The organism is Paraburkholderia tropica (assembly GCF_914484835.1).
In the GTDB taxonomy this organism is placed as follows: domain Bacteria; phylum Pseudomonadota; class Gammaproteobacteria; order Burkholderiales; family Burkholderiaceae; genus Paraburkholderia; species Paraburkholderia tropica_A.
Genome location: NZ_CAJZAR010000042.1, coordinates 1 through 26874, shown reverse-complemented (window position 1 = coordinate 26874; position 26874 = coordinate 1). Strand labels below are relative to the sequence as shown.

General features: G+C 65.3%; 19 protein-coding genes. 14 read left to right on the top strand and 5 right to left on the bottom strand.

All coding sequences use genetic code 11. The annotated features are described in order from the left end of the window. Positions 1–14: 14 nt before the first annotated feature. The gene (locus LDO54_RS12125; RefSeq protein WP_436975559.1) at positions 15–4763 is read left to right on the top strand and encodes a cellulose synthase subunit BcsC-related outer membrane protein; all 4749 of its coding nucleotides are present in this window, start codon (positions 15–17) and stop codon (positions 4761–4763) included. A gap of 121 nt (positions 4764–4884) precedes the next feature. Here LDO54_RS12125 and LDO54_RS12120 read toward each other — a convergent pair whose 3' ends face one another. Both LDO54_RS12120 and LDO54_RS12115 read right to left on the bottom strand, forming a co-directional pair. Continuing rightward, complete coding sequence (locus LDO54_RS12120; protein WP_224010547.1) at positions 4885–7242, bottom strand: GGDEF domain-containing protein; 2358 nt, start codon at positions 7240–7242, stop codon at positions 4885–4887. Positions 7243–7349: 107 nt separating this feature from the next. Then, positions 7350–8729 carry a hypothetical protein gene (locus LDO54_RS12115; RefSeq protein WP_224010541.1) on the bottom strand — a complete coding sequence of 460 codons (1380 nt, stop codon included), beginning with the start codon at positions 8727–8729 and terminating at the stop codon, positions 7350–7352. Between the two features lie 232 nt (positions 8730–8961). Between LDO54_RS12115 and LDO54_RS12110 the strand changes: the two genes are divergently transcribed. Together LDO54_RS12110 and LDO54_RS12105 are read left to right on the top strand one after the other, a co-directional pair. Continuing rightward, on the top strand, positions 8962–9789 hold the full coding sequence (locus LDO54_RS12110; protein WP_224010533.1) for an AraC family transcriptional regulator: 828 nt from the start codon (positions 8962–8964) through the stop codon (positions 9787–9789). 89 nt (positions 9790–9878) lie between these two features. Further along, the gene (locus LDO54_RS12105; RefSeq protein ID WP_224010531.1) at positions 9879–10313 is read left to right on the top strand and encodes a cupin domain-containing protein; all 435 of its coding nucleotides are present in this window, start codon (positions 9879–9881) and stop codon (positions 10311–10313) included. 6 nt (positions 10314–10319) lie between these two features. Here the strand turns inward: LDO54_RS12105 and LDO54_RS12100 are convergent, their stop codons facing one another. Further along, positions 10320–11063 carry a transporter substrate-binding domain-containing protein gene (locus LDO54_RS12100; RefSeq protein WP_224010529.1) on the bottom strand — a complete coding sequence of 248 codons (744 nt, stop codon included), beginning with the start codon at positions 11061–11063 and terminating at the stop codon, positions 10320–10322. Positions 11064–11728: 665 nt separating this feature from the next. On the opposite strand from LDO54_RS12100, the gene LDO54_RS12095 reads away from it, so the two are divergent. The 3 genes from LDO54_RS12095 (at position 11729) to LDO54_RS12085 (ending at position 17423) form a co-directional block, all read left to right on the top strand. Further along, a complete protein-coding gene (locus tag LDO54_RS12095) occupies positions 11729–12970 on the top strand; it encodes an ABC transporter substrate-binding protein (RefSeq protein ID WP_436975558.1) in 1242 nt (413 codons plus the stop codon). Beyond that, positions 12967–15912 carry a bifunctional diguanylate cyclase/phosphodiesterase gene (locus LDO54_RS12090; RefSeq protein WP_224010525.1) on the top strand — a complete coding sequence of 982 codons (2946 nt, stop codon included), beginning with the start codon at positions 12967–12969 and terminating at the stop codon, positions 15910–15912. Before LDO54_RS12095 ends, LDO54_RS12090 begins: the two co-directional genes overlap by 4 nt. A 110-nt stretch (positions 15913–16022) precedes the next feature. After that, positions 16023–17423 carry a sensor domain-containing diguanylate cyclase gene (locus LDO54_RS12085; RefSeq protein WP_224010523.1) on the top strand — a complete coding sequence of 467 codons (1401 nt, stop codon included), beginning with the start codon at positions 16023–16025 and terminating at the stop codon, positions 17421–17423. 26 nt (positions 17424–17449) lie between these two features. On the opposite strand, the gene LDO54_RS12080 is transcribed toward LDO54_RS12085, so the two are convergent. After that, entirely contained in the window at positions 17450–18415 is a 966-nt protein-coding gene (locus tag LDO54_RS12080; protein ID WP_224010521.1) for a GlxA family transcriptional regulator, read from the bottom strand. Between the two features lie 111 nt (positions 18416–18526). Between LDO54_RS12080 and LDO54_RS12075 the strand changes: the two genes are divergently transcribed. From LDO54_RS12075 to LDO54_RS12045, 7 genes are all read left to right on the top strand, one after another. Beyond that, on the top strand, positions 18527–18817 hold the full coding sequence (locus tag LDO54_RS12075) for a hypothetical protein (protein ID WP_224010519.1): 291 nt from the start codon (positions 18527–18529) through the stop codon (positions 18815–18817). Between the two features lie 302 nt (positions 18818–19119). Further along, positions 19120–20010 carry a ribokinase gene (rbsK, locus tag LDO54_RS12070; protein WP_224010517.1) on the top strand — a complete coding sequence of 297 codons (891 nt, stop codon included), beginning with the start codon at positions 19120–19122 and terminating at the stop codon, positions 20008–20010. Between the two features lie 6 nt (positions 20011–20016). Continuing rightward, positions 20017–20415, top strand: coding sequence for a D-ribose pyranase (gene rbsD, locus LDO54_RS12065; protein ID WP_224010515.1), 399 nt, complete (start codon positions 20017–20019; stop codon positions 20413–20415). A gap of 7 nt (positions 20416–20422) precedes the next feature. Next, the gene (locus LDO54_RS12060; protein WP_290371074.1) at positions 20423–21940 is read left to right on the top strand and encodes a sugar ABC transporter ATP-binding protein; all 1518 of its coding nucleotides are present in this window, start codon (positions 20423–20425) and stop codon (positions 21938–21940) included. Between the two features lie 53 nt (positions 21941–21993). Next, a complete protein-coding gene (locus LDO54_RS12055) occupies positions 21994–22950 on the top strand; it encodes an ABC transporter permease (RefSeq protein WP_224010513.1) in 957 nt (318 codons plus the stop codon). 84 nt (positions 22951–23034) lie between these two features. Further along, on the top strand, positions 23035–24018 hold the full coding sequence (rbsB, locus tag LDO54_RS12050; protein WP_224010511.1) for a ribose ABC transporter substrate-binding protein RbsB: 984 nt from the start codon (positions 23035–23037) through the stop codon (positions 24016–24018). A gap of 281 nt (positions 24019–24299) precedes the next feature. Beyond that, a complete protein-coding gene (locus LDO54_RS12045) occupies positions 24300–25325 on the top strand; it encodes a substrate-binding domain-containing protein (protein WP_224010510.1) in 1026 nt (341 codons plus the stop codon). A 51-nt stretch (positions 25326–25376) separates the two neighbouring features. Here the strand turns inward: LDO54_RS12045 and LDO54_RS12040 are convergent, their stop codons facing one another. Then, a complete protein-coding gene (locus LDO54_RS12040) occupies positions 25377–26033 on the bottom strand; it encodes a helix-turn-helix domain-containing protein (protein WP_224010649.1) in 657 nt (218 codons plus the stop codon). A 450-nt stretch (positions 26034–26483) separates the two neighbouring features. Here LDO54_RS12040 and LDO54_RS12035 point away from each other — a divergent pair. After that, a partial coding sequence (locus LDO54_RS12035) for a hypothetical protein (protein ID WP_224010509.1) occupies positions 26484–26874 on the top strand: 391 nt, incomplete at its 3' end.

The window sequence follows — 26874 nt, the reverse complement described above, 5'->3', positions numbered from 1 at the left end:
ATTCGCAGGACCCGATGCAGACGAAGCAAGTGAAGCACGAACAGCACGAACAGCATGAGAAGCGCGCGAAGCGCAAACCGCTCGGCGCGCTGGCGCTGACGCTCGCGCTCGCGGGTGTGGTCGCATTGGCGCACGCGCCGCTCGCGCATGCCGCCGACGATGCGCTCAAGGCGCTCATCGATCAGGGCAAGTACTGGCAGGCGCATGGCCGCGGCGACCTCGCGGAGCAAGCGTGGGAGAAGGTGCTGCGCCTCGATGCGAAGCAGCCCGACGCGCTGCTCGGCATGGGCATGGTGATGGCCGACCGCAAGGACGGCGGCCGCGCCGAGTCCTATCTCGAACAACTGCGCCAGGTCGCGCCGAATTATCCCGGCATCGACGATCTGGGCCGCCGCCTCGGCCAGTCGAGTCCGCGTGACCAGACCGTGAACGACGCGCGGCGTCTCGCGCAGATGGGCAAGAGCGCGTCGGCGGTCGAGCAGTATCAGAAGGCGCTCAACGGTGTGCCCGCCACGCCGCAACTGCGCCTGGAGTATTACCAGGCGCTCGCGGCCACGCCCAACGGCTGGGACGAGGCGCGCAAGGGTCTCGAACAGCTGGCGCGCGACAATTCCGACGATCCGCGTTATGCGCTCGCCTACGCGCAGCACCTCACGTATCGCGACACCACGCGCCGCGACGGCATCGCGCGTCTGCAGGTGCTCGCCAACGACAGCAAGGTCGGGCCGCAGGCGCGACAAAGCTGGCGTCAGGCGCTGCTGTGGCTGGCGGCGCGGCCCTCGGATCAGGCGAGTTTCGACGCCTATCTGAAGCTCTCGCCCGACGATCCCGCCGTGAAGGCGCGCTACGAAAGCATGGTCGTGCAGGATCAGGCCACGCGCGAGCGCTCCGCCCAGGATCAGGCCAACGACGCACGCGGCCGCGCGGTGGCCGACGGTTTCGCCGCGCTCGACCGCAACGATCTGGCGACGGCGCGCGCGCGTTTTTCGGCGATCCTCGCGAACTCGCCCAACGACGCCGACGCGCTCGGCGGCATGGGCGTGGTCGAACTCAAGCAGGAGCACTTTCCCGAGGCGCGCAACTATCTCGAACGCGCGTCGCGCGCGGGCAATCCGGCGCGCTGGCGCGAGGCGCTCGCGAGCGCCTCGTACTGGACCTACACGAGCGAGGCGCTCGGCGCGCAGAGCAATGGCGAGGTCGCGAAGGCGAAGTCGCTGTTCGAGCGCGCCATCGCGCTCAATCCCTCGGAGGTGACGGCCCAGGTGATGCTCGGCGAGCTGCTGCTGGCCAATCACGATCCGCAAGGCGCGGAGCAGGCCTATCGCATGGCGCTGCGCCGTCAGGCCGACAACCCCGACGCGATTCGCGGCCTCGTCGGCGCGCTCGCGGCGCAAGGGCGCGGCGACGAAGCCCTGCAATTCGCGAATCAGCTGACGACGGAGCAGCAGGGCAAGGCGGGCGGTCTCGACCGTCTGCGCGGCACGGCCGAAGCGGCCCAGGCGCGCGCCGCCGAAGCGCAGGGCGATCTGGGCCGCGCGCGCAGCCTGTTCGAGAGCGCGCTCGTCAGCAATCCTGACGATCCGTGGCTGCGCCTCGACCTCGCGCGCATCTACGTGCGCCAGGGCGCGGTGGGCACCGCGCGCAGCATGATGGACGGCCTGCTCGCCGCGCATCCCGACATGGTCGACGCGCTGTACGCGAGCGCGCTGCTCGCCGAGCAGACGCGCGACTACGGCAACGGCCTGCAGATGCTCGACCGCATTCCCGCCGACAAGCGCACGACGGCGATGGCCGAATTGCAGCATCGTCTGTGGCTGGGTCAGCAAGTCGATCTCGCGACGCAGATGTCGAAGCACGGCCAGCGTCAGCAGGCGCTCGCGCTGCTGCGCGGCGCGGAACCGGTCGCGCAGGCGAGCCCGGCGCTGATCGGCGAACTGGCGGGCGGCTACGTGGCCGCGGGCGACCCGGATCGCGCGCTGTGGCTCGTGCAAGGCGCGATGTCGGCGGCGCCCGGCGATGCGGGCCTGCAATTGCAGTACGCGGGCATCCTGCTCGCGAGCCATCAGGACGTGATGCTCGGCCAGGTCATGCAGCGCCTGCAGACGATGCAGCTCACGCCCGATCAGCGCACCGATTTCGACAATCTCAATCTCGCGATCGTGGTGCGCCGCGCCGACGCCGTGCGCACGAGCGGCGATCTCGCCGGCGCGTACTCGGTGATCGCGCCGTGGCTCGCGGCGATGCCCGACAACCCCGACCTGCAGGCGGCGCTCGCGCGGCTCTATTCGTCGGCGGGCGATTCGGCCAATGCGCTCAAGTGCTATCGGATCGCGCTGGCGCGCCGTCCTGACGACCACGGTCTGCAACTGGCGGCGCTCTATGCGGCGTCGGGCGCGAAGGCCTGGCGCTACGCCGAGCAACTCGCGAATACCGCGTTGAGCGCTGCGCCCGACGATCCCGACACGCTCGCCGCCGTCGGCCGCATGTATCGCGCACAGGGCAAGCTCACGCTGGCCGCGCAGTATCTGAAGCAGTCGCTCGTCGCGAGCACGACGCCCGTGGGCGCGCATCCGGCGGCTGCCGGCCGCGCCGCCAACGTGCCGCGCGGCTGGGAAGCGCTCAGCCGTCCGCTGGGCGCGAACCCGTTGCCGGGCACCAATCCCTTCGAGGGCAAGACGGCGGTCGATACCGCCAGCGACGCGAACACGGCGGGCGCGAACAGCGCGGCGAGCGGCTATGCGACGCCCGCGCCGAGTTCGCCGTCGTGGTCCAAACTTTCGTCACCTGTACCGACCGTGCCTATTTCCCTGCCTCCGGCGCAGCCCGCGCCGTATGTTGCACCTTATGTGGCGCCACCCGCCGGTTCGACCTCGGGCTATCAGGCGCCTGCCGGATCGACGGACGGCTATGGGCCGGATACCTACGGCTCCAGCGCGTCGGGCGGTCCCGCGACGGCGCAGCCGTTGCAGCCGTATGCGCAGTACGCCCCGGGCGGCTATCCGCAGCAGGCGCAGCCTTATCCGCAGCAACCGTATCCGCAGCAACAGGGCTATCCGCAAGGCTATCCGCAGCAGCCGTATGCCGCGCAGCCCTGGCCGATGTCGCCCGCCGCCCAGGCCGCGCAAGGCGGTTATGCGCAGCCCGCCGCGCCGACGCGCACGCAAAAGCGCACGTCGAAGAACAAGCAGGCGAACAATCGCGCCGCGTATGCCCAGCAACAGGGTTATGCGCAGCCGTATCCGCAGGGCGGCTACCCGCAATATCCGCAATATCCGCAGCAGGGTTACGCGCAGGGCGGCTATCCGCAGCAGCCGTATCAACAGGGTGGTTATCCGCAGCAGGCGTATCCGCAGCAAGGTTATGCGCAGAACGGCTACCCGCAGCAGGGCTATCCACAACAAGGCGGCTACGTGCCGCAACCGCCCTACGCGCAGCAGCAATACGCCGCGCCCGCCTACATTCCGCAGCCGCCCGCGGGCTACGCGCAGCCGTACGCGCCGCCCGCCGCCGCGGCAGCGAACCCCGCGCTCACGCCGCAGCAGATCGCGAACTCGCAGACGCTCGGTGTCGCCGACGAACTCGCGCAGATCAACCGCGAGCAGTCGAGCACGATCTCCGGCGGCGTGATCTTCCGCAACCGCACGGGCGAGGACGGCCTCTCGAATCTCACCGATATCGAAGCGCCGATCGAAGGCCGCATCAAGGCGGGCAACGGCCACATCGTCGTGACCGCGACGCCCGTCACGCTCGACGCGGGCACGGCGGCCACCGACGTGCCGACGCTCGCGCGTTTCGGCTCGGGCCTCGGCATCAGCGCGACCGGCAGCAGCGGCTTCGGCTCGCAGACGGCGAGCGGCGTGGGCCTCTCGGTCGGCTATGAAACGAAGTCGATCAAGGCCGACATCGGCGCGACGCCGGTGGGCTTCCGCTATCAGAACGTCACGGCGGGCGCGGAGTACGACGGCGGCATCACCGACAAGGTCTCGTACTCGCTCGCCATCACGCGCCGCGCGGTCACCGACAGCCTCTTGTCGTACGCAGGCGCGCGCGACCAGAACGAGAATCTCGAATGGGGCGGCGTGATGAAATCGGGCGGCCGCGCCGCGCTTTCATGGGACGACGGCACCAACGGCCTCTACGTGAACGGCGAAGCCATGTTCTACAACGGCCACCATGTGGAGGACAACGTCGGCGGCAAGGCAGGCGGCGGTTTCTACACGCGCGTCTACAAGGACGCCGACCAGACCTTCACGGTCGGCGTGAACACCACGTGGATGATGTTCGATAAGAACCAGTCGTACTACACCTACGGCCAGGGCGGCTATTTCAGCCCGCAGCAGTACGTGATCCTGAATCTGCCGGTGGAATACGCGGGCCGCAACGGGCCGTTCACGTTCGACCTGAAGGGCTCGATCGGCGTGCAGCATTATCGCGAGGACGCGGTGGCGTACTTCCCGCTCGATGCGGGCATGCAAGGCACGGCCTCGTACAACATGAACAATTCGAGCACGGCCAACCTCGACCCGAACGCCACCTATCCGGGGCAGAGCAAGACCGGCTTCGCGTATTCGCTCTACGCGAGCGGCGAGTATCAGCTCGGGCCGCAGCTCGCGGTCGGCGCGATGGCTTCGCTCGGCAACGCGTATCAGTATCGCGAGTGGCTGGCGGCCGTGTATCTGCGCTACAGCTTCTCGCCGCAGTCGGGCTCGCAGCCGTTCCCGCCGCGCGCGTTCTCGTCGCCGTTCCTCGCGACGTCGGATTGAGGCTGGCGGTTGCGTCTTGACTGAAGCCTGAAGCCTGACACCTGGCACCAAAAAAACGGCCCGATGCGCATCACGCATCGGGCCGTTGTCATTGCGCGCTCGATCTACGCGCAAGCCATCTTCAAGCCGCCTCCGGCCACGGCAACCCCGGCGTGGCCCAGTCGAGTTCGACGGCGAGCAGCACCTGCATGCCGTCCACGCTCAGCGCGATCGACACGATGATGCACAGATTGCTCGTGATCGGCGACAGCATCGGCCCGGAATAGACCGCGCTGCCGCTCTCGCGCACGGCCTTCCAGAAGAACGCGCGATGATCCCAGCGGCCGGCGACGACCGTGTTCGCGCGCGTGTCGCCATAAAGATGGTTGACGGGCGGCGCTTCGGCGGGTCCGCGCGCCTCGAACAGCGTCGCGCGTCCGGTCGGCCCGAGCGCGAACACGCGCAGGCACAGCGGCCGCGCGAGCAGCGCGGCGAGCGAAGCCGGATACGGCGCGCCCGATTCGACCTGCTTCGCCGCGTCGGTGATCGCGTCGAGATACGGGCGGATCGTCGAATCGAACTGGCCCATGCGCGTCGAGCGCGCGAGCGCGACCACGTCGAACGCGTGATCGATGCGCGTGGGCGCCGCGCCGCCGGGCGCGAGCGAGGCGCTCGGCCGTCCGAGCAGATAACCCTGCGCGATATCGACCTTGGCCTCCACGGCCAGCACCAGTTCCTCGGTGGTTTCGACGCCTTCGACCACGACCACGATATCGGCCTGATGCAGCAGCGTGACGAGGTCGCGCAGCAGCGGGCGGCCCGAACGCCGGTTGCGCGCGCGGATCAATTCGCCGTCGAGCTTCACGAGGTCGGGCTGGATGCGCAGCAGGCGGTCGAGATTCGAATAGCGCGCGCCGAAGTCATCGACAGCGATCAGGAAGCCGCAATCGCGATAACGGTTCGCGGCGAGCGAGAGTTCGTGCGGATCGGCGTCGTCGGTTTCGAGCAGTTCGAGCACGATGTCGCCGGTGTCGAGGCCCGCGTCATGCACGACGCTCGCGAGCGTCAACTCGTAGCCGGGCTGCACGAACGTGGACGGCAGCACGTTCAGGAACAGGCGCGCGCCCTCGGGCAGTTGCGCGCCGACGCTGCGCAAATGGCATTCGTGCGCGAGCACGTCGAGCGCCATCAACTCATCAGGTGTGAGGCCGCCGAACAGCACCACGGGCGCGACCAGATTGTGGTTGTCGTCCTCGCCGCGCAGCAGCGCTTCCACGCCGATCAGCTGTTCGCGCGGCAGGCTCCAGAGCGGCTGGAAATGCGAGACCAGCGTGACGTCGCGCCAGCGCAGGCGCGGCATCGCGTGGCTCGCGAGATCGCGCGCACGCAGCGGCGCGGGCGCGTCGCTGGCCGTGTTGCGTACGGGCACGCGCAGCGCGCCGCGCTCGAACGCGACCTGATTGCGGCCGGCCTGCTTGGCGCGGAACAGCGCTTCGTCGGCGCGTTCGAGCAGCGAGGCGATGGTGTCGCCGTGCGCGAGCCGCGCCACGCCGATGCTGGCGGTCACGAAACCTTCGGGACGCGGCACGCGCGCGATCTCGGCGCGGAGCGATTCTGCGAAGCGTTCAATCGGACAGCCGGGCTGCTCGTTCATCAGCGCGACGAATTCCTCGCCGCCGATGCGCGCGATCAGCGTCCCGGCGGGCGCGAGCGCGACGAGGGTCTGCGCGACGTTCCTGAGCACCTTGTCGCCCGCGCCGTGGCCGAACTGATCGTTGATCGACTTGAACTGGTCGATGTCGATAAAGAGGAGTACGAGCGGTTGGCTATCGCCCGCGCGGCTTTCGATCGTCTGCGCCGCTGCTTCGAGAAACGCGCGGCGGTTTTGCACGCCGGTGAGCGCGTCGGTGGCCGCGAGTGTCGTCAGTTCTTCTTCGAGCCGGAAATGGCGGAAGCGGAAGTGATAGAAGCCGAAATGAAACACCACGGCCGTGGTGAGCGAGATCGTCACCCAGACGCCGAAAATCGCGAGCTGTTCGGGCGAGAGCGTCAGCGCGAACGGCAGCGTCGCGAGGTAATAGAGCACGTTGCCGATCACGAAATGACGCGGCGTGAGCCACAGCGGCGCGGCGCACAGCGTGATCGCGACCACGGCAGGCAGCATCCACACGAGCGGATCGCCGGTGCCGCGCACGACCACGTTGGCCGCGCACTGCATGATCACCACATAGGCCACGCCGATGAATCCGAACTCGGCGGTCGTGCGCGTGCGTGGAATCGCGAGCACGAGCATCACGAGGCCGATGCCCGCAAGCGCGGGGATCCAGAACGGAAAAGGCGTGTCGATCAGATGCGCTCGCGCGAAAGCGAACAGCACATAAGCGCCGATCGACAGCGCCATCGTCACGAACGAGAGCGGACGCTGAAGCTGAAGCGAGCGCAGATGGAAACGCTTTCGTTCGATGGGTGCAACCGGCAAGGTGAATACGGAAGACCACATGGCGCGCGCTCCGGCGACTTGTCTGACGAATGAGATGGCGCCCAGTATAGCGGGCGTCCGTTAATGGAACGTGAGGGAAATCGTGCGGGCCGCGAGGCCCGCGCAATTCAATGCGGTGCGGGTTCGATCGTGACCTTGCGGATCACGGCGACGGTATGGCCATCGGCGTCGTCGATCGTATCGGTCCAGAAGATGCCATAGTTGCGCAGCCACGTGGTGTGCCAGTTGTCGATGCCGCCGTGCGCATTCGTACGCGAACATTGCAGGCCGATCGCTTCGCCTTCGAACGAAGGGAAGACGCGCGCGGCGGGCTGCGGGGCTTGCGCCACGCAATGGCGCACCGCGCCGGACGCGCTCGGCTGCGGCTCCACGATGTCGATCTGTTCGCCCGGCGCGGGCGCGCGGTCCGCGAAATCGAGGGTCGAGGGCGTCTGCAAGGTGGCGAGCCGCGTGGTCGCCGAACCCGCGTCGACCACCTGCTCGCGCAGCGTCGCGAGGCCGTAGTTCAGCGTGAATCCGGCCCACTGTTTCGACCGGTTCAGCTCCGCGATCACGCCGTTGTCGCGGCGGTTGATGAGGACGTTCTGGAACGGCGCGCTCTCGCTGGGCGTGTCCTTGTTGATCCATTGCGCATCCACGACGATGCGCGTGAAGGGCAGCGGGCGGCTGCCGTCGGCGGGCAGTTGCTGGCGCAACGGTGCGGGCAGCGCGCGTTCGTCGAAGGTCGCGTCGAGCCACGCGGCGGGGTTGGCGAGCACGGTCTGGAACGCTTGCGGACGCCGGTTGAGCGCGCGGAAGAACTCCCAGGACGTGCGTTGGCGCGTGGGCTCGGGCATCGCTGCGAGCGTGTCGAGCGTGTAGACGAGATTGCCGCAGGCGCCCGCCGGATAGCCGGGCGTGCCGGCCGGCAGCACGGGGACGGCGGCCATGGACGCGTCGGCGTCGAGCAGTTCGGCGGTCGTGTAGCGCTCTACGGCGGGCTGCGCCTGGAGATTCGCCGAGGCGATTTCGAGCAGCGTCATCAGGTCGTCGAACGTGCGCGCCGAAGCGGCTTTCGCGAAGGCCATGAAGTCGCTGCCGAGGAACGCCGGCGTGCGGCAGTTGTTGGCTGAATTGGCCGGATCGCTGGAAATGTCCTTCAGCAGCGCGGCGATCCTGAGCCGGTCGGCGGCCGGGAACGGCACGGCCCAGAGCGTCGCCATGGTCGGCAACTGGCCCATGCGCGCGGCCCGCATCTCGGGGTCGCGCGCGTATTTGACGACCCATCGGGCGACCGTACGGCCGCGTTCGGAATCGGGATCGATGCCGTTCGCGGCGAGCGTCTGGCGCACGTCGTCCGGCGACAGCGAGGCGAAATAGCCGAGCGTCGGCGGGATCGACGTGGAGGGGACGATGGGCGCCGATTTTTCCGCCGTGGCGGCCGTGTCGGTCGGATGCGCGACGGCCGGTGCCGAAACCGGCACGAGCGGCGCGCTCTGTGTGTTCATGGCGAATGCCGCCGATGCCCCGAGCGACAGCACGATCCCGACTGCGCGTTTTTTAGTTTTGTTGTTCAATGCTCACCACCGTCATGCGGAATCCACGCCGCGCGCGCCTGCTGAGCGGCGCTTGCACGGCGAACCGCACCAGATATCGGCAGCGCGCGGGAATTCTTTAGACAAATACGCCGATGGCTTGCGCGTGCGAGAATTCCCGCCAGTCGCTGCCCAACTTTTCACCATGAATCGACCCGCCCCGCACGCGCGCCCCGACTGGGTGAAGCGCGCCGAACCGCTCGCCGGCGTCGAGCGCATCGAAGCCTGGTTCCACGGCAAGGCCTACGCGATGCATCGCCACGATACCTACGCGATCGGCCGCACGCTCGCGGGCGTGCAGAGCTTCAACTACCGGCGCGGCGTGAGCAACAGCCTGCCCGGCAACACCATCGTGCTGCACCCGGACGAGCCGCACGACGGCCAGGCGGGCACGCGCGAAGGCTTCCGCTACCGCATGATTTACGTCGAGCCCGCGCTGTTCCAGGACGTGCTCGGCGGCCGCGCGCTGCCGTTTCTCGATGGCGGCGTGAGCACCGATCCGCGACTCGCGGCGGCGACCGAAACCTTGCTGCAACGCCTCGACTACCGCTTCGAACCGCTCGAACAGAGCGATGCGCTGGCCGAACTCGCGCACGCGCTCGCCGACGTGTCCGGCACGCCCGCGCGGCCCGCGAAGGGCGACTTTCGCGCCGCCCAACGCGCGCGCGATTTTCTGCACGCGAACAGCGCGCGCATGGTGACGCTCGACGAAGTGGAAGCCGCCGCGGGCCGCGACCGCTGGAGCGTCTCGCGCGATTTCCGCACGTTCTACGGCACGAGCCCGTACCGCTATCTGACGATGCGGCGGCTCGACGTCGTGCGGCGCAGCCTGCTCGAAGGCGTGCCGCTCGCGGGCGCGGCAGCGCAAGCCGGTTTCGCCGATCAAAGCCACATGACGCGCCATTTCGTGAAGACCTTCGGCCTCACGCCAGGGCGCTGGCTGCAGGTCGCGGGCGGCGCGCGGCGCGGCTGAACGTTCGCGGGAACGCACGCACAATCGTTCAATACGGCGACCGCGCGGGGGCGTAGTCTCGACGCATGACAACCTCAGCGGAGCGCAGCATGACCTCGTCGAACCCTTCCCATTCCCACGCCAACGCGCCTGCCGCGCGCGGACAATGCGCGTCCATCGACCTGCTCGGCAAGATTGCGCAAATCGACGGCCACTGGCAGCCGCGCGTGGTCGCCGAAATGAACGACTACCAGTTCAAGGTCGTGAAAGTGCAGGGCGATTTCGTCTGGCATCGCCATGCCGATACCGACGAAACCTTCATCGTGCTCGAAGGCGAATTGCGTATCGACTATCGCGCGGGCCCGGATGGCGACGGCGCGATCGTGCTGCGCGCGGGCCAGATGGGCGTGGTGCCTAAGGGCGTCGAGCATCGGCCTTGCGCGAACGGCGAAGTCAGGATGCTGCTGATCGAACCGCGCGGCGTGGTGAATACCGGCGACGGCGCGCAAAGCGAACGCACCGTGGCGAACGATCAGTGGATTTGAATGGGGTTACGACGCTTGAGGTGGCGCGATGATGGCGTCGAGTTCCTTGCTCGATAAGCCGTAACGCGCCATGCGTGAGCGATGATCGGCGCTGCCGAGATACGCGTGTAGTTGTGCGTTCACGGCGGCGAGCAAACGCGTGTTGTTGCGGTTGAAGGAAAACGCGCCGACTGGTGTGCTGCGCGCGTTGGCGCTTTCGTTTTCGTGATCCACCGCTTCGAGATGCGCATCGGCCATGCGCGAGGCGAGAATGCGATTGCCCAGCGCCGTGCTCGCATAAGCGTCGATGCTGCCTTCACGCAGTGCTGAAATTGCTTCGGACTGTTGATCGAATAGCGTGATCTGTGAATCGCGTACGCCCGCAGCAAGCGCCGAATCGTGCTGCACCTGCCCCGCGATCAGGCCGAGACGCGCATCGTCGTGCTGCGCGACGCTCGCGTAATTCGTGAGCGATTTCGGATTGCCCGCGCGCAGCAGAAAACCATCGCCGATCGCCCAGACCGGCGCGCTGAACGCCACCGCTTGTGCGCGTTGCGGCGTGACGAAGAGTGGCACGTTCATGTCCCATTCGCCGCGCTGGACGCCGGGCAGCAGCGCGCTGAACGTGGTCGCGCGATACGCGATCTGCGTGACGCCAATCGCGGCGAGCACGCATTGCGCAAGTTCGATGTCGGCGCCCGTGGCGTGGCCGCTGGCGGCATCGGTCCAGCCGAACGGCGGTTCTTCGATATACGCGATCGTGACTTTCATGAAGGACTCGCGAAAAGCGTGAAGGGAAAGCGGCAGTGGCGTGCCGCTATTTTACGCAGCGCGCATTGTCCTTTGCCCGTTCCCGGTGGTCATGACAGCAATGAGTCCGGCCTCGAATCATTGCGTATCAATCGAAATGAATCGGAAATATAAAAGGCTGAACGCAATCGTCGAAGCAGGGCGCGAGCGCGAGCGGCGGTCATACCGCGGGCGGCGGCACGGGCAGCGTGAGTGAAGGCGGATCGCCTCCATCGTTCCGCTGCTGACAAACACCTGTCAGTTGCGTCTGGCAGGCGTGCCCTTGCAGACCATCACGGCTATCCATCCCCCGCACCCACCGAATCAAAACCTCAAAAGCAAGCAAACAAACGTTTCCACCACCCCATCGCCAGAAATATCTACATCACCTTTCCCGCTCCAGTCCCCCGCCGCGTCGCCCCCCCACTAAAGCTTTCACCCAACCTGCCGATATGCAGATACGGTATTCCAGCGTCCAGCTAATTCCGTATGCCATTTGAAGGCAACGCTGTCTGGCGCGCCGATCGAGGGGCGGGCCGTGTCGTCCACACGCTTGCCGCGCCACGGCGGTTCAATTCGAACTCGAAAGCGAGCATGACGTGGGACGAATCAAGTTTGCCTGCCTGCTGTCCGGTTTGATCTGCACGATGTTTCTGGGCGCCTGCCATCAGCGCGACGCAGCGTCCGTCGCCACGTCGACGCCGCCGCGCACCAGCATCACCGCACTCGTCTGGGCGCCGGACTGGCCCGAAGAAATGCTGCGCATCGCCTCCGACTTCAGCCAGCAGAACCCGGACGTGCACGTCGACGTTCAGTTCATGGTCGGCAATTCGGTCGAGGAGAACATCAAGCCGCGCGTCGCGGCCGGCACCTTGCCCGATCTCGTGAGCGTCAATCCGAACGCATACGCGGGCGAACTGGCTGATCAGGGTATTCTCGCCGACGTCAGCCAGACAGCCGCGTGGAAGCGCATGCTCGAACCGCTCAAGCGCGACTGGACGAGCCATCGCGGCAAAGGCTTCGGCATTTCCGGCGGCGTCGCGACCACGATGATCTATTACAACCGCGATATGTTCGCCAAAGCGGGCATTACCGCGCCGCCCGCGAATTTCGACGAATTTCTTCAGGACTGTGCGAAACTCAAACGCGCGGGCCTCACGCCCATCGTCTGGAATGGCGGGTTTCCAAACATGCTGGGCAATGGGCCGTTCAGTTCGGGCTTCGCTAATAACGTCGTGGCGCACGAGCCGGCGTGGCGCAGCAAGATGGCCGATGGTTCGCTCGATCTGAACACGCCCGAAGTCGCCGATATCTTCGCGAAGATGGCGCTGATTCCCGCACTGGGCTACGCGCAGCCGGGCTACATGTCGACGGGTTACGACGACGGCATGCGGCTGTTCAAACAAGGCAAGGTCGCGATGGCGTTTCAGGGCAGCTGGGCCGCGGGGCCGATGTTGCACGGCAATGCGTTTCCGGTGGGCCTGTTTGTTCCGCCCTGGAACGCACGCGGCAAGGCTGTCGTGCCGGTGCTCGGCAGCGAAACGGGTTTCGCTGTTTGCGAAACGCGCAATAAGGCGGCCGCCATGCGATTCCTCGAATTCATCGCGGGAAAGGGTTTCCCGGTTTTGCAGGCGAAGCGTCACAACATTTCGCCGTTTCAGCACGGCGCGGGTACGGCCGTGAGCGATGCGGTAGTCGTCGATTACACGAATGCGGTGAGCCGCTATGCTGTCACGGCCAGCCCGTACTATTCGACGTTGCCGTCGAATACGATCGAATTGCTGCATGAACTGATGCAGGATGTGCTGCTCAAGAAAATGACGCCCGGTCAGGCCGCGCAGCGGCTGGATGCATCGGTCAAGAACGAAGCGAAGATGCACTACAAATGAACGCCATCCCCGTTTCGCTACGACGCGCTTTCGACTATCTCTCTCAGGACCTGCTGCGCCGTGTCGAGATTCGTTATCGGCTGATTGCGGCATTCATTCTGCTGTCGCTGCTGCCCATTTTCGTGTCGGGCTGCATTTCCTATGTGAAGTCGGTCGCGGCCATCAAGGAAAACGCCGAGATCTTTTCGAAGGAAGTGGTGAAGCAGGTCTCGCGCAATATTCAGCTTCGCATGCAGCAGATCGAGACCGAAAGCAATCTGCTGGTGCTCTCGGATCGCGTGCAGGGCGCGCTGGCGCGTGCCGCGAGCGGCAGCCTCAAGGAGCAGAGCGAGGCGCGCCAGGATATGACGCGGCTTTTGTTAGACCATTACGGTTCGGTCGATTACATCAATCAAAAGTATCTGCTCGACCGCAATAACCAGGTGCTCGACACGCAGGCGTTCGCGCAACTCACGCAGGGCGTGACGAATCTCGTCGGGCAGGCGCAGGGTATTAACGAACGAACGTACTGGGGCAGCTACGATAATGGCGTCGGCCAGCAGAATCTGGGCATGGTGCGGGTCATTTTCGACAAGACCAATAATCAGAAGATCGGCAATCTGGTGCTGATCGTGCGGCCCGATTATTTCTCGACGATCTTCAACGATGTCGCCACGGGCAGCGGCACCGAGATCGATATTTTCGACGCCAGCGACAACAAGATCATCCTGCGCGCCGATAACGCCTCCGCGGCTGCGGGCACGACCGCCGACGCCGGCCTCGCCGACACCATCGCGCACAGTGCGCAATCGGGCGAGGCAAACAGCGTCGTGATGCTGGCGACGAAGCAGGGCGGCCGCTATCTGGCGGCATTCTCGAAGATTCCCGGCACGACGTGGTACGTGGTGAGCACGATCGCGGAGAAGAAACTGATCGTCGAAGCGCAGACCGTGCGCAATCAGATCGTGCTCGTCGGCATTTCGGGTTTCCTGTTGTCGATCTTTCTGGCGTATTTCATTTCTCACAGTATTTCCGCACCGCTGCGCCAACTCGTGCGCAAGATGCACGACACGGGCGACGACGCGGGCGCGAATCTCGACGACGCGCATCATGCGGGCGACGAAGCCAGCGGTCAGGATGAACTCGGCAGATTGGCGCTGCGTTTCGAGCGCATGCGCGATGCGATTCAGCAGAAGATTCAAAAGATCAACGAAATCAACGCATCGCTCGAACAAACGGTGGTCGAGCGCACGGCGGAACTCGTCACGCGCGAACGCGAATCGCGCACGCTGATCGAGAATTCGCCCGATACGATCACGCGCTACGACCGCGAGACGCGGCGCATTTACGCCAATCCCGCGTTTTGCGCGTCGGCGGGTTGCACGCTGGCCGATTCGCTCGGCAAGCGGCCTTCGGAATTGCCGGGCGGCCCGAATGCGCTGGTCTATGAAAAGAAAATTGCTGAAGTCCTTGTGAGCGGAAAGAGCACGCAATTCGAATTGCGCTGGGTCGGCAAGGACGGCGAGGAGCAATGCACGCATATTCGCATCACGCCGGAAATCGATCGTTCCGGCGTGGTGAATTCCGTGCTGGCCGTGGGCCGCGATCTGTCCGACCGCATGGCGTTCGAGGCCACGATCTGGAAGCAGGCGAATTTCGACGCGCTAACCGGTTTGCCCAATCGTCAAATGTTTCTCGATCGTCTCGATCGCGAAGCGATGCAATCGCGCCATACCGGCCAGCGCATCGCGCTGATGCTGATCGATCTCGACCGTTTCAAGGAGGTGAACGATTCGCTCGGTCACGACACGGGCGACGTGCTGCTGATCGAAGCGGGAAAGCGCATCGGCGACTGCGTGCGCGATATCGACACGGTGGCGCGTCTGGGCGGCGACGAATTCACCGTCATTCTGCCGAATCTCGACGACCCCGAAAGCATCGAGCGTATTGCGAAAGCCATCATCGGCCAGCTTGCCGAGCCCTTTAAACTGGGCGCGGACGAAGCCTTTATTTCCGCGAGCATCGGCATCACGTTTTATCCCGACGACGCGCGCGAACTCGACGTGCTGTTCAAGAACGCCGATCAGGCGATGTACGCGGCGAAAAGCGCGGGCCGCAATCGCTTCAGTTATTTCACGCCCGACATGCAGGTGGAAGCCGAAAAGCGCCTGCGGCTCACCAACGATTTGCGTGTCGCGCTGCCCGGCAATCAGTTTCAGGTGTTTTATCAGCCGATCGTCGATCTGGCGACGGGGAAGGTCTGCAAGGCGGAAGCGCTGCTGCGCTGGCTGCATCCCGAGCGCGGCATGATCAGTCCGCTCGATTTCATTCCGTTGGCGGAAGATACCGGCCTGATCGTGCCGATTGGCGACTGGGTGTTCAGGCAGGCGGTGCAGCAGGTTCGCCAATGGCGCGATCAATATCAGTCGTGTTTTCAGATCGGCGTGAATATGTCGCCGGTTCAGGTGCGCCAGGACAGCCTCGTGTGTTCGCGCTGGTCCGAATATCTCGCGCTCGAAGGCATGCCGGGGCAGAGCGTCGTGGTGGAAATCACGGAAGGTTTGCTGCTGCAAGCCGAATCGAAAATCGACGAGAAGCTCATGAGTTTCCGGCGCGCGGGCATCGGCATTTCGATCGACGACTTCGGTACCGGTTATTCGTCGCTCGCGTATTTGCAGCGTTTCGATATCGATTACCTGAAAATCGATCGCTCGTTCGTCAAGGATCTCAGCGTCAACGAAGATAACCAGGCGCTCTGCGAAGCGATGGTCGTGCTCGCGCACAAACTCGGGCTGCATGTCATTGCGGAAGGCGTGGAAACGGCCGAGCAGCGCGATTTTCTCAAGGCCGTGGGCTGCGATTTCGCGCAAGGTTTCTACTATTCCGCGCCGGTGCCGCCCGAGCAATTCGAAGCGCTGGTCTGGCCGTTGATCGAGGAAGGCGTGGAGCCCATGCGAAACTGATCGCGAACATGCCGTATTCGTGTTAAAGGTGCGCGGTGCGGCGGTCGTTATCCAGGTGTCGAATTCAGACCCGCTGCCGCGCCTCCTTTCGCAAGCCGTTTGTAAAAAGAATGAATAAGTTGATTACTTCCCGGCGTCCGACGCGCCTGCATCGCTGGATTGCCGTGGGCATGGCGCTGTGCATCGGACTGCTGGTTGCGGCGATTCTGCCGCGTGCCGCCACGCCTTTGTCCGCGTGTCTGCCTTTCGTGCCGGTTTTTTGCACGGCGGTCGTCGTGACCGAATCGATTACCGCGCTGCTGATGTGGGTGCGTTACCGCATGGGCAAGTCGCCGCTCGATGCGGCCTTGTCGGCGGCTTATGCGTTCAGCAGCCTGACCTGCGCGGTGCAATTGCTGATTTTCCCGGGCGTGTTCTCGCCCACCGGCCTGCTCGGCGCGGGCAGGCAGACGGCGGTCTGGATCTGGGTGCTCTGGCACTGCGGCTTTCCCTCGCTCATCCTCATCGGTTTCGCGCTGCGCCGGTTCGCGGGCAAAAAAGCGGCGCTGCGCCTCGGACCGGCGCGCTGGATGGTGTGGCTCGCGCTCGGCGGCAGCGCGCTCGGCTGCCTGATCGCGGTGCGCGCGAGCGACTGGCTGCCCGTGCTGATCCGCGACGGTTCGTATGCCGCGCTTCAGCACAGCCCCGTCACGGTGTTCGTCGTGTTCGTGAGCGTGACGGCGCTCGTCGCGCAACTCATCTCGGGCCGTTTGCGCACGGTGCTCGATATCTGGTTGACGATTGCGCTGCTCGCCTTTTTCGCCGATGTGGTGCTCACGCTCGCCGGTTCCGCCCGCTTTACGCTCGGCTGGTATGGCGCGCGCCTGGCGTCGATGATCGCCTCGTCGGCGTTGCTGGCGGCGCTGCTGGTCGAGATCGCGATGCTCTATTCGCGGCTCGCGAAGCTGAACGAAGACCTCGAAGAAAAGGCTAATCGCGACGCCTTGACGGGCCTCTACAACCGCGGGTGGTTCGACGCCGCGTACGCGCGCGAGCATCTTTCGGCGCGCCATCGCGCGAGCCCGTTGTCGGTGCTGATGGTCGACGTCGATCACTTCAAGCAATACAACGACGCCTACGGGCACGGCGCGGGCGACGTCTGCCTGCGTCTGATCGCCGATGCGCTGCAAGCGTGCTTGCGTCGTCAGGACGATGCCGTATGCCGATACGGCGGCGAGGAATTCGTCGTGCTGTTGCCCGGTTGCGCGCGCGATGGGGCCATCGCGATTGGCGAGGCGATGCGCGTGGCAGTGCGCAGTCTCGACATTCGCGCGCGCACTCAGGCGAAGCGCGTGACGGTGTCGATTGGCGCGTTCACGAGCGATTTCGGCGACGAGTTCGCCGTCGACCCGCTTAGGGCTGCCGACGAAAATCTCTATCGCGCGAAAGCCGCGGGCCGCGACAAGGTCATGGCGAACGCGCTGCCTGCCATCGTGCCGCTCGCCTCGTCGGTGGCGAGCATGCCGGGCTGATCCGGCATCGCGCGATCAAGGCACAATCACCGCAGCGCGGCGCGCAAATCGCGCACGCCGCGCCCGAGACGCTGACGCAATAAGGTGCGCAGCGTCGCCCCATCTTCGTATCCCACTTCGGCGGCAATCGCGTCGATGTCGAGTCCGCTGCCGTGCAGCAGCGATTGCGCGCGTTCGACGCGCAGATCCTGAAAGTACGCCAGCGGCGATTTCCCCAGCACCTCCTGACAACGCCGTTGCAGCGAACGCGGGCTCGTGGCCAGCGCGCCCGCGGCTTCCTGCAATGAGAAGCCGTGCTTGAGGTGCGTGCGCGACCATTGCTCGAAACGCTGGATCAGCGGGTCGGCCTGCGACAGATGATTCGGGATGATGTACGGCGCCTGCGAGCTGCGAATATCGGCCAGCAGATAACGCGAGACCACCGTCGCGAGTTCGGGGCTCTGCTTGCGGACCAGCCAGAGCGCGAGATCGAGATGCCCCATCGCCGCGCCCGCCGTCGCGCCCGCGTCGGTCGCCACGAGCATGCGCGATTCGTCGAGCCGCACGCGCGGATAACGCTGCCGGAACAACGGCGCGAGCGACCACGTGGTGGTGGCTTCGCGATCGTCGAGCAGCCCCGCTTCGGCCAGCACGAAGGTGCCGATGCACGACGCCGCCACGAACACGCCTTGCGCGCGCCACGCGCGCAATTGCGCCTGGGCGTCGCGCACGTCCGCGCGCGCGAGTGCGGGCAGCAAGGTCTCGGGCGTGACGGCCGCGAGCGCGGGCACGACCACCCAGTCGGGTTTCAGATCGGCGGTGACGGGCTGCACGGGAATCGTGAAGCCGTGGCCCGAACGCACCCGCTTGCGTACGCCCACCACGCTCACTTCGAAATGCGGCGCGCCGCCCGTGACGCGCGCGCCGAGATTGTTGGCGGCGCGCAGCGTGTCGAGCACCACGGCGAGTCCGGTATCGAAAAGCCCTTCGAGGGCGAGCACGGCGATGCGCATGGCGTAAATGACCCTAAAGTTGTCATTTGCGACGATACTGCTTTTCCGGCCCGACCGCTACAGTGATCTCCGTTGCACGTCGCAACGACGCTCGAATACAGGAGATTTCCCATGAAGGTTTTCGCAGTCGGATCGATCATCAAGCCGCTCACCGATGAACAGCAGCAGCGCATCATGCCGAGGGAAGTGCCGCACACGCTTCAGCTTTATCTCGACGGCAAGATCGACCAGTTCTGGTTTCGTCACGACACGCCCGGCGTGATCTTCCTGATGAACGCCGCGACCGTGGAAGAAGCCAAGGCGGTGCTCGACACGCTGCCGCTGGTCGAAAACGGCTTGATGACGTTCGATCTCACGCCGGTGGGTCCGCTCGCGCCGCTCGGCCGTCTGATTCCGAAATAAGGCTGACGATGTGCGCCTGAAGCGGGCGCAAAATAATCATCAGTATTCCGAATGATTGAAGTGACATTCGCGCGCGTTCGAGTCCATCGAACGCGCGTAGTTTTTCTACGTAAATCATGTAGTTTTTCTCCATATTGCGTGTGTCCGTTCCCTCATTTCGGACAAAGTATCCGCAATTACCCTAGGGCTATTTCTCGACCGCCAGAACTCTGCTATAAATGCGCTCCCAAGCTGATTACGTTTTAGCACGGTGAAAAATCGCAGGCGCGGATAACGCGCCGAAAGCCGTCGAAAGGAGTGCCATGGCGCGCGTCGTAGTGGTGGGCAGTATCAACATGGACATGGTCGTCGCGACCGACACGTTTCCCCGTCTGGGCGAGACGCTGTTCGGCACGCGTTTCTCGACCCATCCGGGTGGCAAGGGCGCAAACCAGGCCGTGGCCGCGGCGCGTCTGGGCGCCGACGTGACGATGATCGGTTGCGTGGGCGACGACGCCTTCGGCAACGAAATGAAGGCGACGCTCGCGCGCGCCGGCGTGGACATCCGCCACGTGAGCACGGGCCGCGAGGCCACCGGCATCGCCTCGATCACGGTTTCGGGCGGCGACAACGCGATCATCGTCGTGGCGGGTGCGAACGATGAACTGACGCCCGCGCATATCGACGCGGCGAGCGACGCTTTCGCGCAAGCCGACGTCGTGCTCGCCCAGCTCGAAGTGCCGATGGCGACCGTGCTGCACGCGGCGCGCCGCGCGAAGGAACACGGCAAGCCGTTCTTCCTGAATCCCGCGCCCGCCGTGGCGCTCAGCGACGAACTCATCGAACTCGCCACGCTGCTCACGCCGAACGAACACGAACTCGCGACCGCGCTGCAACAGCCCGAAGCCGACTGGGCGCGCACGCTCGCGACCCGTCCGGGCCGCATCGCGATGACGCACGGCAAGGACGGCGCGTACTTCACGCAGGCCGACGGCACGCTCGCGCATCAGCCGGGCTTCACGGTCGAGGCCGTGGACAGCACCGGCGCGGGCGACACCTTCAACGGCGCGCTGGCGGCTTTCTGGCATCTGGGCATGAGCGAAGCCGTGCGCCGCGCGAACGCGGCGGGCGCGCTCTCGGTCACGCGCGCGGGCGCGCAGGGCGGCATGCCCACGCTCGCCGAACTCGAAGCATTTCTGAATCAGCAGGCGTAATACGCAGTGAAAAAACACGGACATCTGAATCGCGACATCGCGCGCGTGCTGGCCGGCATGGGCCATACCGATAGCCTCGTGATCGCCGATTGCGGTCTGCCGATTCCTGAAGGCGTCGAATGCATCGACCTGTCGATGTCGCTCGGCGTGCCGGGTTTCTTCGATGTGCTCGACAGCGTGCTCGCCGACTTCAAGGCCGAGCGCGCGGTGTTCGCGAGCGAAGCCCAGACGCATAACGCCGCCGTGGTCGCGCGCGAACGCGAGCTGGCCGGCGCGCAGGTGGCCATCGAGGAAGTGCCGCACGAGGAATTCAAGCGCCGCTGCCGCGAGGCGAAAGCGGTGATCCGCACCGGCGAATGCAGTCCTTACGCGAATGTGATCCTGCATTCGGGCGTGATCTTCTAGGAGGTCGATGATGCAAGTGAAGATGCAGGGCATCGGCAAGGCGTTCGGCCCCGTGCGGGTGCTCGAAGGCGTCGATTTCCACATCGAGGCGGGTGAGATTCACGCGCTGATGGGCGAGAACGGCGCCGGTAAATCGACGCTCATGAAGATCCTGAGCGGCGTGTATCAGGCCGACGCGGGCGCCGTGCTGATCGACGGTAAAGCCGTGCAGATCCGCAGCACCGTGGACGCCGAACGCGCGGGCATCGCCATCATTCACCAGGAGCTGAATCTGATTCCGCAGCTCACGGTGATGGAGAACCTGTTTCTCGGCCGCGAGCCGAGCCGCTTTGGCATGGTCGATACGGCCGCAATGCGCAAAGCGGCGCGCACGTGGCTCGACATGGTCGGCGCGCAGCGCATCGATCCGCAAACCGAAGCCGGACTGCTGTCGATCGGGCAGCAGCAGCTCGTGGAAATCGCCAAGGCGCTCTCGCTGAACGCGCAAGTGCTGATCATGGACGAGCCCACGGCCGCGCTCACGAACCGCGAAATCGACACGCTGTTCGAGATCATGCAGCAGCTGAAGTCGCGCGGCGTGGCGATTGTCTACGTCTCGCATCGCATGGAAGAAATCTTCCGCATCTGCGACAAGATCAGCGTGCTGCGCGACGGTCACTTCGTGGGCGAGCGCGCGATTCCCGAGACGAACTTCGACGAGATCGTGCGCCTGATGGTGGGCCGCGAAATCGGCGAGCGTTTTCCGAAGCGCAATCACACGCCGGGCGCGGTGCGCATGCAGGTCGAGAATCTCGCCGACGACGGCCATATCGAAGGCGTGAGCTTCGAGGTCCGCGCGGGCGAAGTGCTCGGCATCGCGGGGCTGATGGGCGCGGGCCGCAGCGAGATTCTGCGCACGCTGTTCGGCGCGAACCGCAAGCGCGCGGGCACCGTGAAGCTCGACGGCAAGCCGCTCGACGTGCGCGATGCATCGAGCGCGATTGCGGCGGGCATCGGCTTCGTCACCGAAGACCGCAAGCGGCAAGGTCTCGTGCTCGGCATGTCGGTGCGCGAGAACGCCACGCTCGTGCATCTGGATCGCTACGCGAAGCTCGGCTTCGTCAACGACAAGGCCGAACGCGGCGCAGTCGACGGCCTCATCAAGCAGTTGCGCGTGCGCACGCGCGACGCGGAACTCGACGTGAAGTCGCTCTCCGGCGGCAACCAGCAGAAGGTGGTGTTCGCCAAGTGGCTCGCGAAGCCGCCCAAGGTGCTGCTGCTCGACGAACCCACGCGCGGCGTGGACGTGGGCGGCAAGGCCGAGATCTACACGATCGTCAACCAGCTCGCGGAGCAGGGCGTGGCGATCGTGATGGTGTCGTCCGAACTGCCCGAGGTGCTGGCGATGAGCGACCGCATTCTCGTGATGCATCAGGGCCGCCAGGCTGGCATTTTCGAGGCGGCGGGCGCCACCCAGGAACAGATCATGACGGCCGCTGCAGGCGGCCATGCGGCGCAGCACGACACGCCGCAAGCAGCGGCCTGAGCTCAGGCCGCGCACTTTAACACTGCATTCAAGGCACATTCGCGAGACTCGACATGGCGCAACTGACGATGACCCCCAGCAGCAGGGCGACGCTGCAAAAGCTCGGACCTTTTATCGCGCTGCTGATCATAGCGGTCGCGCTCTCCATCGTGAGCCGCGACTTCCTCACGGTCGACAACCTGCTCAACGTGATGCGGCAGGCGTCGATCAACGCGCTGATCGCGTTCGGCATGACGCTCGTGATTCTGCTCGGCGGCATCGATCTTTCCGCGGGCTCGGTGCTCGCGCTGTCATCGGTGATCATCGCGACGCTGCTCAGCTCGGGCACCAACGCGCTGGTCGCGACCGTCGCGGGTCTCGCGGCGGGCGGCCTGATGGGCCTCGCCAACGGCATCGTCATCAGCAAGGGCAAGGTGGCGCCGTTCATCGCCACGCTCGGTTCGATGACCGTGCTGCGCGGTCTCGCGCTGGTGGTCTCGAACGGCAGCCCGATCAGCAGCTTCAACAGCGACTTCTTCTCGCTGCTCGGCGGCGGCTATGTCGCGCGCCTGATTCCGATTCCCGTCGTGCTGATGCTCGTGATGTTCGGCGTGTTCTGGGTCGTGCTGCGCAAGACCGTGTTCGGCCGCCATGTCTACGCGACGGGCGGCAACGCGGAATCGGCCAAGCTCTCGGGCGTGAAGGTCGATCGCATTCAACTGTGGGTGTACACGATCTCGGGCGTGATGTCGGCGCTTGCGGGCGTGGTGCTCACGTCGCGGCTGAATTCGGCGCAGCCGACCGCCGGTACGGGCTACGAGCTGGACGCTATCGCCGCCGTGGTGCTGGGCGGCACGAGCCTCACGGGCGGACGCGGCTGGATCTTCGGCACGCTCGTGGGCGCGCTGCTGATCGGCGTGTTGAACAACGGCCTGAATCTGCTCGACGTGTCGTCGTTCTATCAGCAGGTCATCAAGGGCGGCGTGATCCTGCTCGCCGTGCTGATCGACCGCGGCAACAAGAAGTCGTAAGCCAACAGTTTGAGTCTGGTAGTAATCCTGAATAACTGATTCACCATCGATGCAACTCCACACATAAATACGAGGAGGATGACTATGCAGCAATCGAACTACACCCTGAAATCGCCGACGTTCTCGAAACTGTTTGCGGCGCTCGTCGCCGGTTCGCTCGCGCTGGGCCTCGCGGCCTGCTCGAAGGAAGGTCCGGGTTCGTCGGACGCGGGCGCGAGCGGCGCCTCGGCAGCGGCGCCGGCTTCGGGCGGCGCGGTCACGATCGGCCTGTCGATCTCGACGCTGAACAATCCGTTCTTCGTCTCGCTCAAGAAGGGCGCGGAAGACGAAGCGAAGAAAGACGGCGTGAACCTGATCACCGTCGACGCGCAGAACGACCCGGCCAAGCAGCAGGCCAGCGTCGAAGATCTGATCGAGAAGAAGGTCAACGTCATCCTGATCAACCCGACCGATTCGTCGGCGGTGGCGAACGTGGTGAAGGAAGCGACCAGCAAGGGCATCAAGGTGATCTCGCTCGACCGCAGCGTGAACGGCGCCGAAGTCAGCTCGCATATCGCTTCGGACAACAAGGCGGGCGGCAAGATGGCGGCCGACTTCCTCGCGGAGAAGCTGGGCGGCAAGGGCAACATCGTCGAGCTGCAAGGCATTCCGGGTTCCTCGGCGGCCAACGAGCGCGGCGCGGGCTTCGACGATGAAATCGCTGCCAAGGGCGGCGTGAAGATCGCCACGAAGCAGCCGGCCGACTTCGACCGCGCCAAGGGTCTCTCGGTGATGGAGAACATCATCCAGAGCAACAAGGACATCCAGGGCGTGTTCGCGCAGAACGACGAAATGGCGCTGGGCGCGGTCAAGGCACTCCAGGCTGCGGGCCTCAAGGACGTGGCGGTGGTGGGCTTCGACGCCACCGACGACGCGATCGCCGCCGTGAAGGCCGGCCAGATGGCCGCGACCGTGCAGCAGCAGCCGGAACTGATCGGCCAGTACGGCGTGCAGACCGCGAAGAAGCTCGTCGACGGCCAGCCGGTCGACAAGTTTATTCCGGTGCCGCTGAATCTCTACAAGCAGTAATCTTCCGTAGTACCATCGTGCGCGTGGACCCGCGCACGATGCGCTTCATGCGCCCCGACACGATCGGGGCGCACCTCTCACGCCGTCCCCTTGCGCGCGAGCCGCGCCGGTTCTTTCGCTGCACGCCGTTGGCCTCATGATGTTTGCCGCAAGCCGTTGCTCGCAGTTGCCGCACGCAGTTGCCGAACGAGTTGCCGAACGAGTTGCCTCATGACGTTGCCGCAGACGTTGCAAAGCGCGCCGCCGTATCGAATCCACCCACAATCCAGCAGGAAGCCCGCGTGTCCCAGTTCGAGCGTCTGACCATCGACGACATCGCCCGCCTTGCGGAAGTCTCGCGCACCACGGCCAGCATGGTGCTGAACGGCAACGCCGAGCGTTACCGCATTTCGGCGGCCACGGTCGAGCGCGTGCTCCAGGTGGCGCGGGATCACCATTTCACGCCGTCGCAGTCGGCGCGCGCGCTGCGTTCGCGGCGCAGCAACACGCTCGGTCTCGTGATCCCCGATCTCACCAACTCCGCGCACGCCGCGCTCGCGCAGGCGCTCGAATCGCAGTGCCGCGAGCAGTATCGCTATCAGCTCGTGATCGTGACGAGCGACGAAGACCCCGTGCGCGAGACCGAAGGCATCGCGCATCTGGTTTCGCATCAGGTGGATGGCGTGGTGGTGGTGCCGTGCACGGCCGACGCGCCGCGCTACGAGCAATGGGTCAAGCGTCTGCCGCTGGTGTTCGCCGACCGCCGCGTGGAAACCAGCGCGATTCCTTACGTGGTGACCGACGCGGCTGAAACCGTGGCGACCCTGGTGGGCGAGGCGCTCGCGAAGGGCGCGCGCGAAGTGGTGTATTTCGGCGGCCAGCCCGAGCTTTCCGCGAGCCGCGACCGTCTGGCTGGCTACCGGCACGCGCTCGCGACGCAAGGCGTGGCCGAACAGGACGACTGGGTGTTCCAGCGCGACTATCAGCGCGAGTCCGGCTATGCGCTGATGAAAGCGTGGTTCGAGACGCACGGGCGGTATCCCGAGGCGCTGTTCGCGGGCTCGATTACGCTGCTCGAGGGCGTGCTGGAGTTTATTAACGAAGCGCACCGGCTGGCGCAGGCGCCTGGCCGCCTGATGACCTTCGACGATCATCAGTTGCTCGATTGCCTGCCGCTGCAGATCGACGCCATCGTGCAGGACAGCGGGCAGCTCGCCGAGCACAGCCTGCGCTGCGTGTTTGCGCTGCTCGAAGGCAAGGCGGCCCCCGAGTCGCTGCGCGTGCCCGCGCAGATTCACTATCGGCAGCGGCGCGCGGCGAACGCCTGAGTTTCTGCGTGAATTCGGCGTGAACCCCGGGCGCGAAGCCCGGCGTGATACTTACAGCGCGCGCAGACCTTCGAGGTCGTCGATACGGATGAACTTGCCCTGCGTTTCGATCAGGCCGCGCTTCTGGAAGCGCGACAGAATGCGGCTCACCGTTTCGAGCGTGATGCCGAGATAGCTGCCCATATCTTCGCGCGACATGCGCAGATGGAACTCGGCGTGCGAGTAGCCGCGCTGCGCGTTGCGATCGGACACGTCGAGCAGGAAGGCAGCCACGCGTTCTTCGGCGGACAGCGAACCGAGTACCATCATCTGCGAGGCTTCACGGTTGAACTGGTCGCCCATCAGGCGGTTCATGCGGTCCTGCATGGCGCCGATTTCGCGGCACAGCGTCTTGAGCGCGTCGTAGGGAATGATGCAGATGGAGCTGTCTTCGAGCGCGACCGCGCTGAAGGCGTGCACGTCGCTGGCGATGCCGTCGAGGCCGAGCGCTTCGCCCGCGAGACGCAGACCGGTGATCTGCTCGCGGCCGTCGCGATGCACGATGGTCGTCTTGAGCGAACCGGAGCGAACGGCGTAGAGACTGTCGAAGCGTTCGCCCGAACGGTAGAGCGCCTCGCCGCGGCGCACGCGGCGCGCGCTGCAAATGAGCGCTTCGAGCTTGGGCAGATCGTCCGATGCGACGCCTTGCGGCACGCAGAGGTGGCGCATCGCGCATCCCGAGCAGCGCGCGGATGCCGAGACGGCCGGGGCCGTGGGCGTACGTCCGATACGACGTACAACGATGTCGGATACCGCGGCGGGTGACAGCATCGGATGACTCCTTGGTTCGTTTCGAGCATTGTCACACCGGGGGACGGATGGCCCGTGGCGGCAAAATGACGCGCATTCGCCACATCGGCGTTTGCGGCTTATCAGCGTGGGTTTTTTGAGACGTTGTCTCAAATACCTGAGCGCGTTTGTCCGGCATTTTTCCTGCCGTTACGCCTGTCTGTGCACCTGTATGGGGGCATTCGGGCTTCGCGCGCCAGCCGCCTGTCTCCATCCGCCACGCTGGCGGAATCCGCCGATTGATCTTCATAAAGAAGTGGCCCATATTGAAGCGGCCCTTTTGGCGATGGCTCGCGCTTGTTTCCGCACGTTTGCGCTCCTTGCGAATCCTTGCTGCTGATTGCCGATCGCCGATTGCCGTTCAATCGATTAGCACTTCGCATGTTCAACGAACCTGGTCGAAGCGACACCGCCGCGCAGCACTGTGTGAACTGCGCCGCCACATTCGATGCACCGTTGATTTTCTGCCCTCGCTGCGGCGCGAATCAACTGGCTGCGCCTGCTCCGGCGACGCGCGATCGCAGGACGCAAACGTTGTCGTCGGCGTCGTTGCGGGCGATTGGGCCGATCGTGCCGCTGCCTGAGCAAGCGGCCGCGCCGTCGTTCGAGACATCGCCCACGCAGTTGTCACCGCCGTTGTCTCCGCAGTTGTCACCCCAGTTGTCCCCGCCGTTACCCACGCAGTTGCCCGCCGCGCTCGCACGCGCGCCGCAAGCCGACG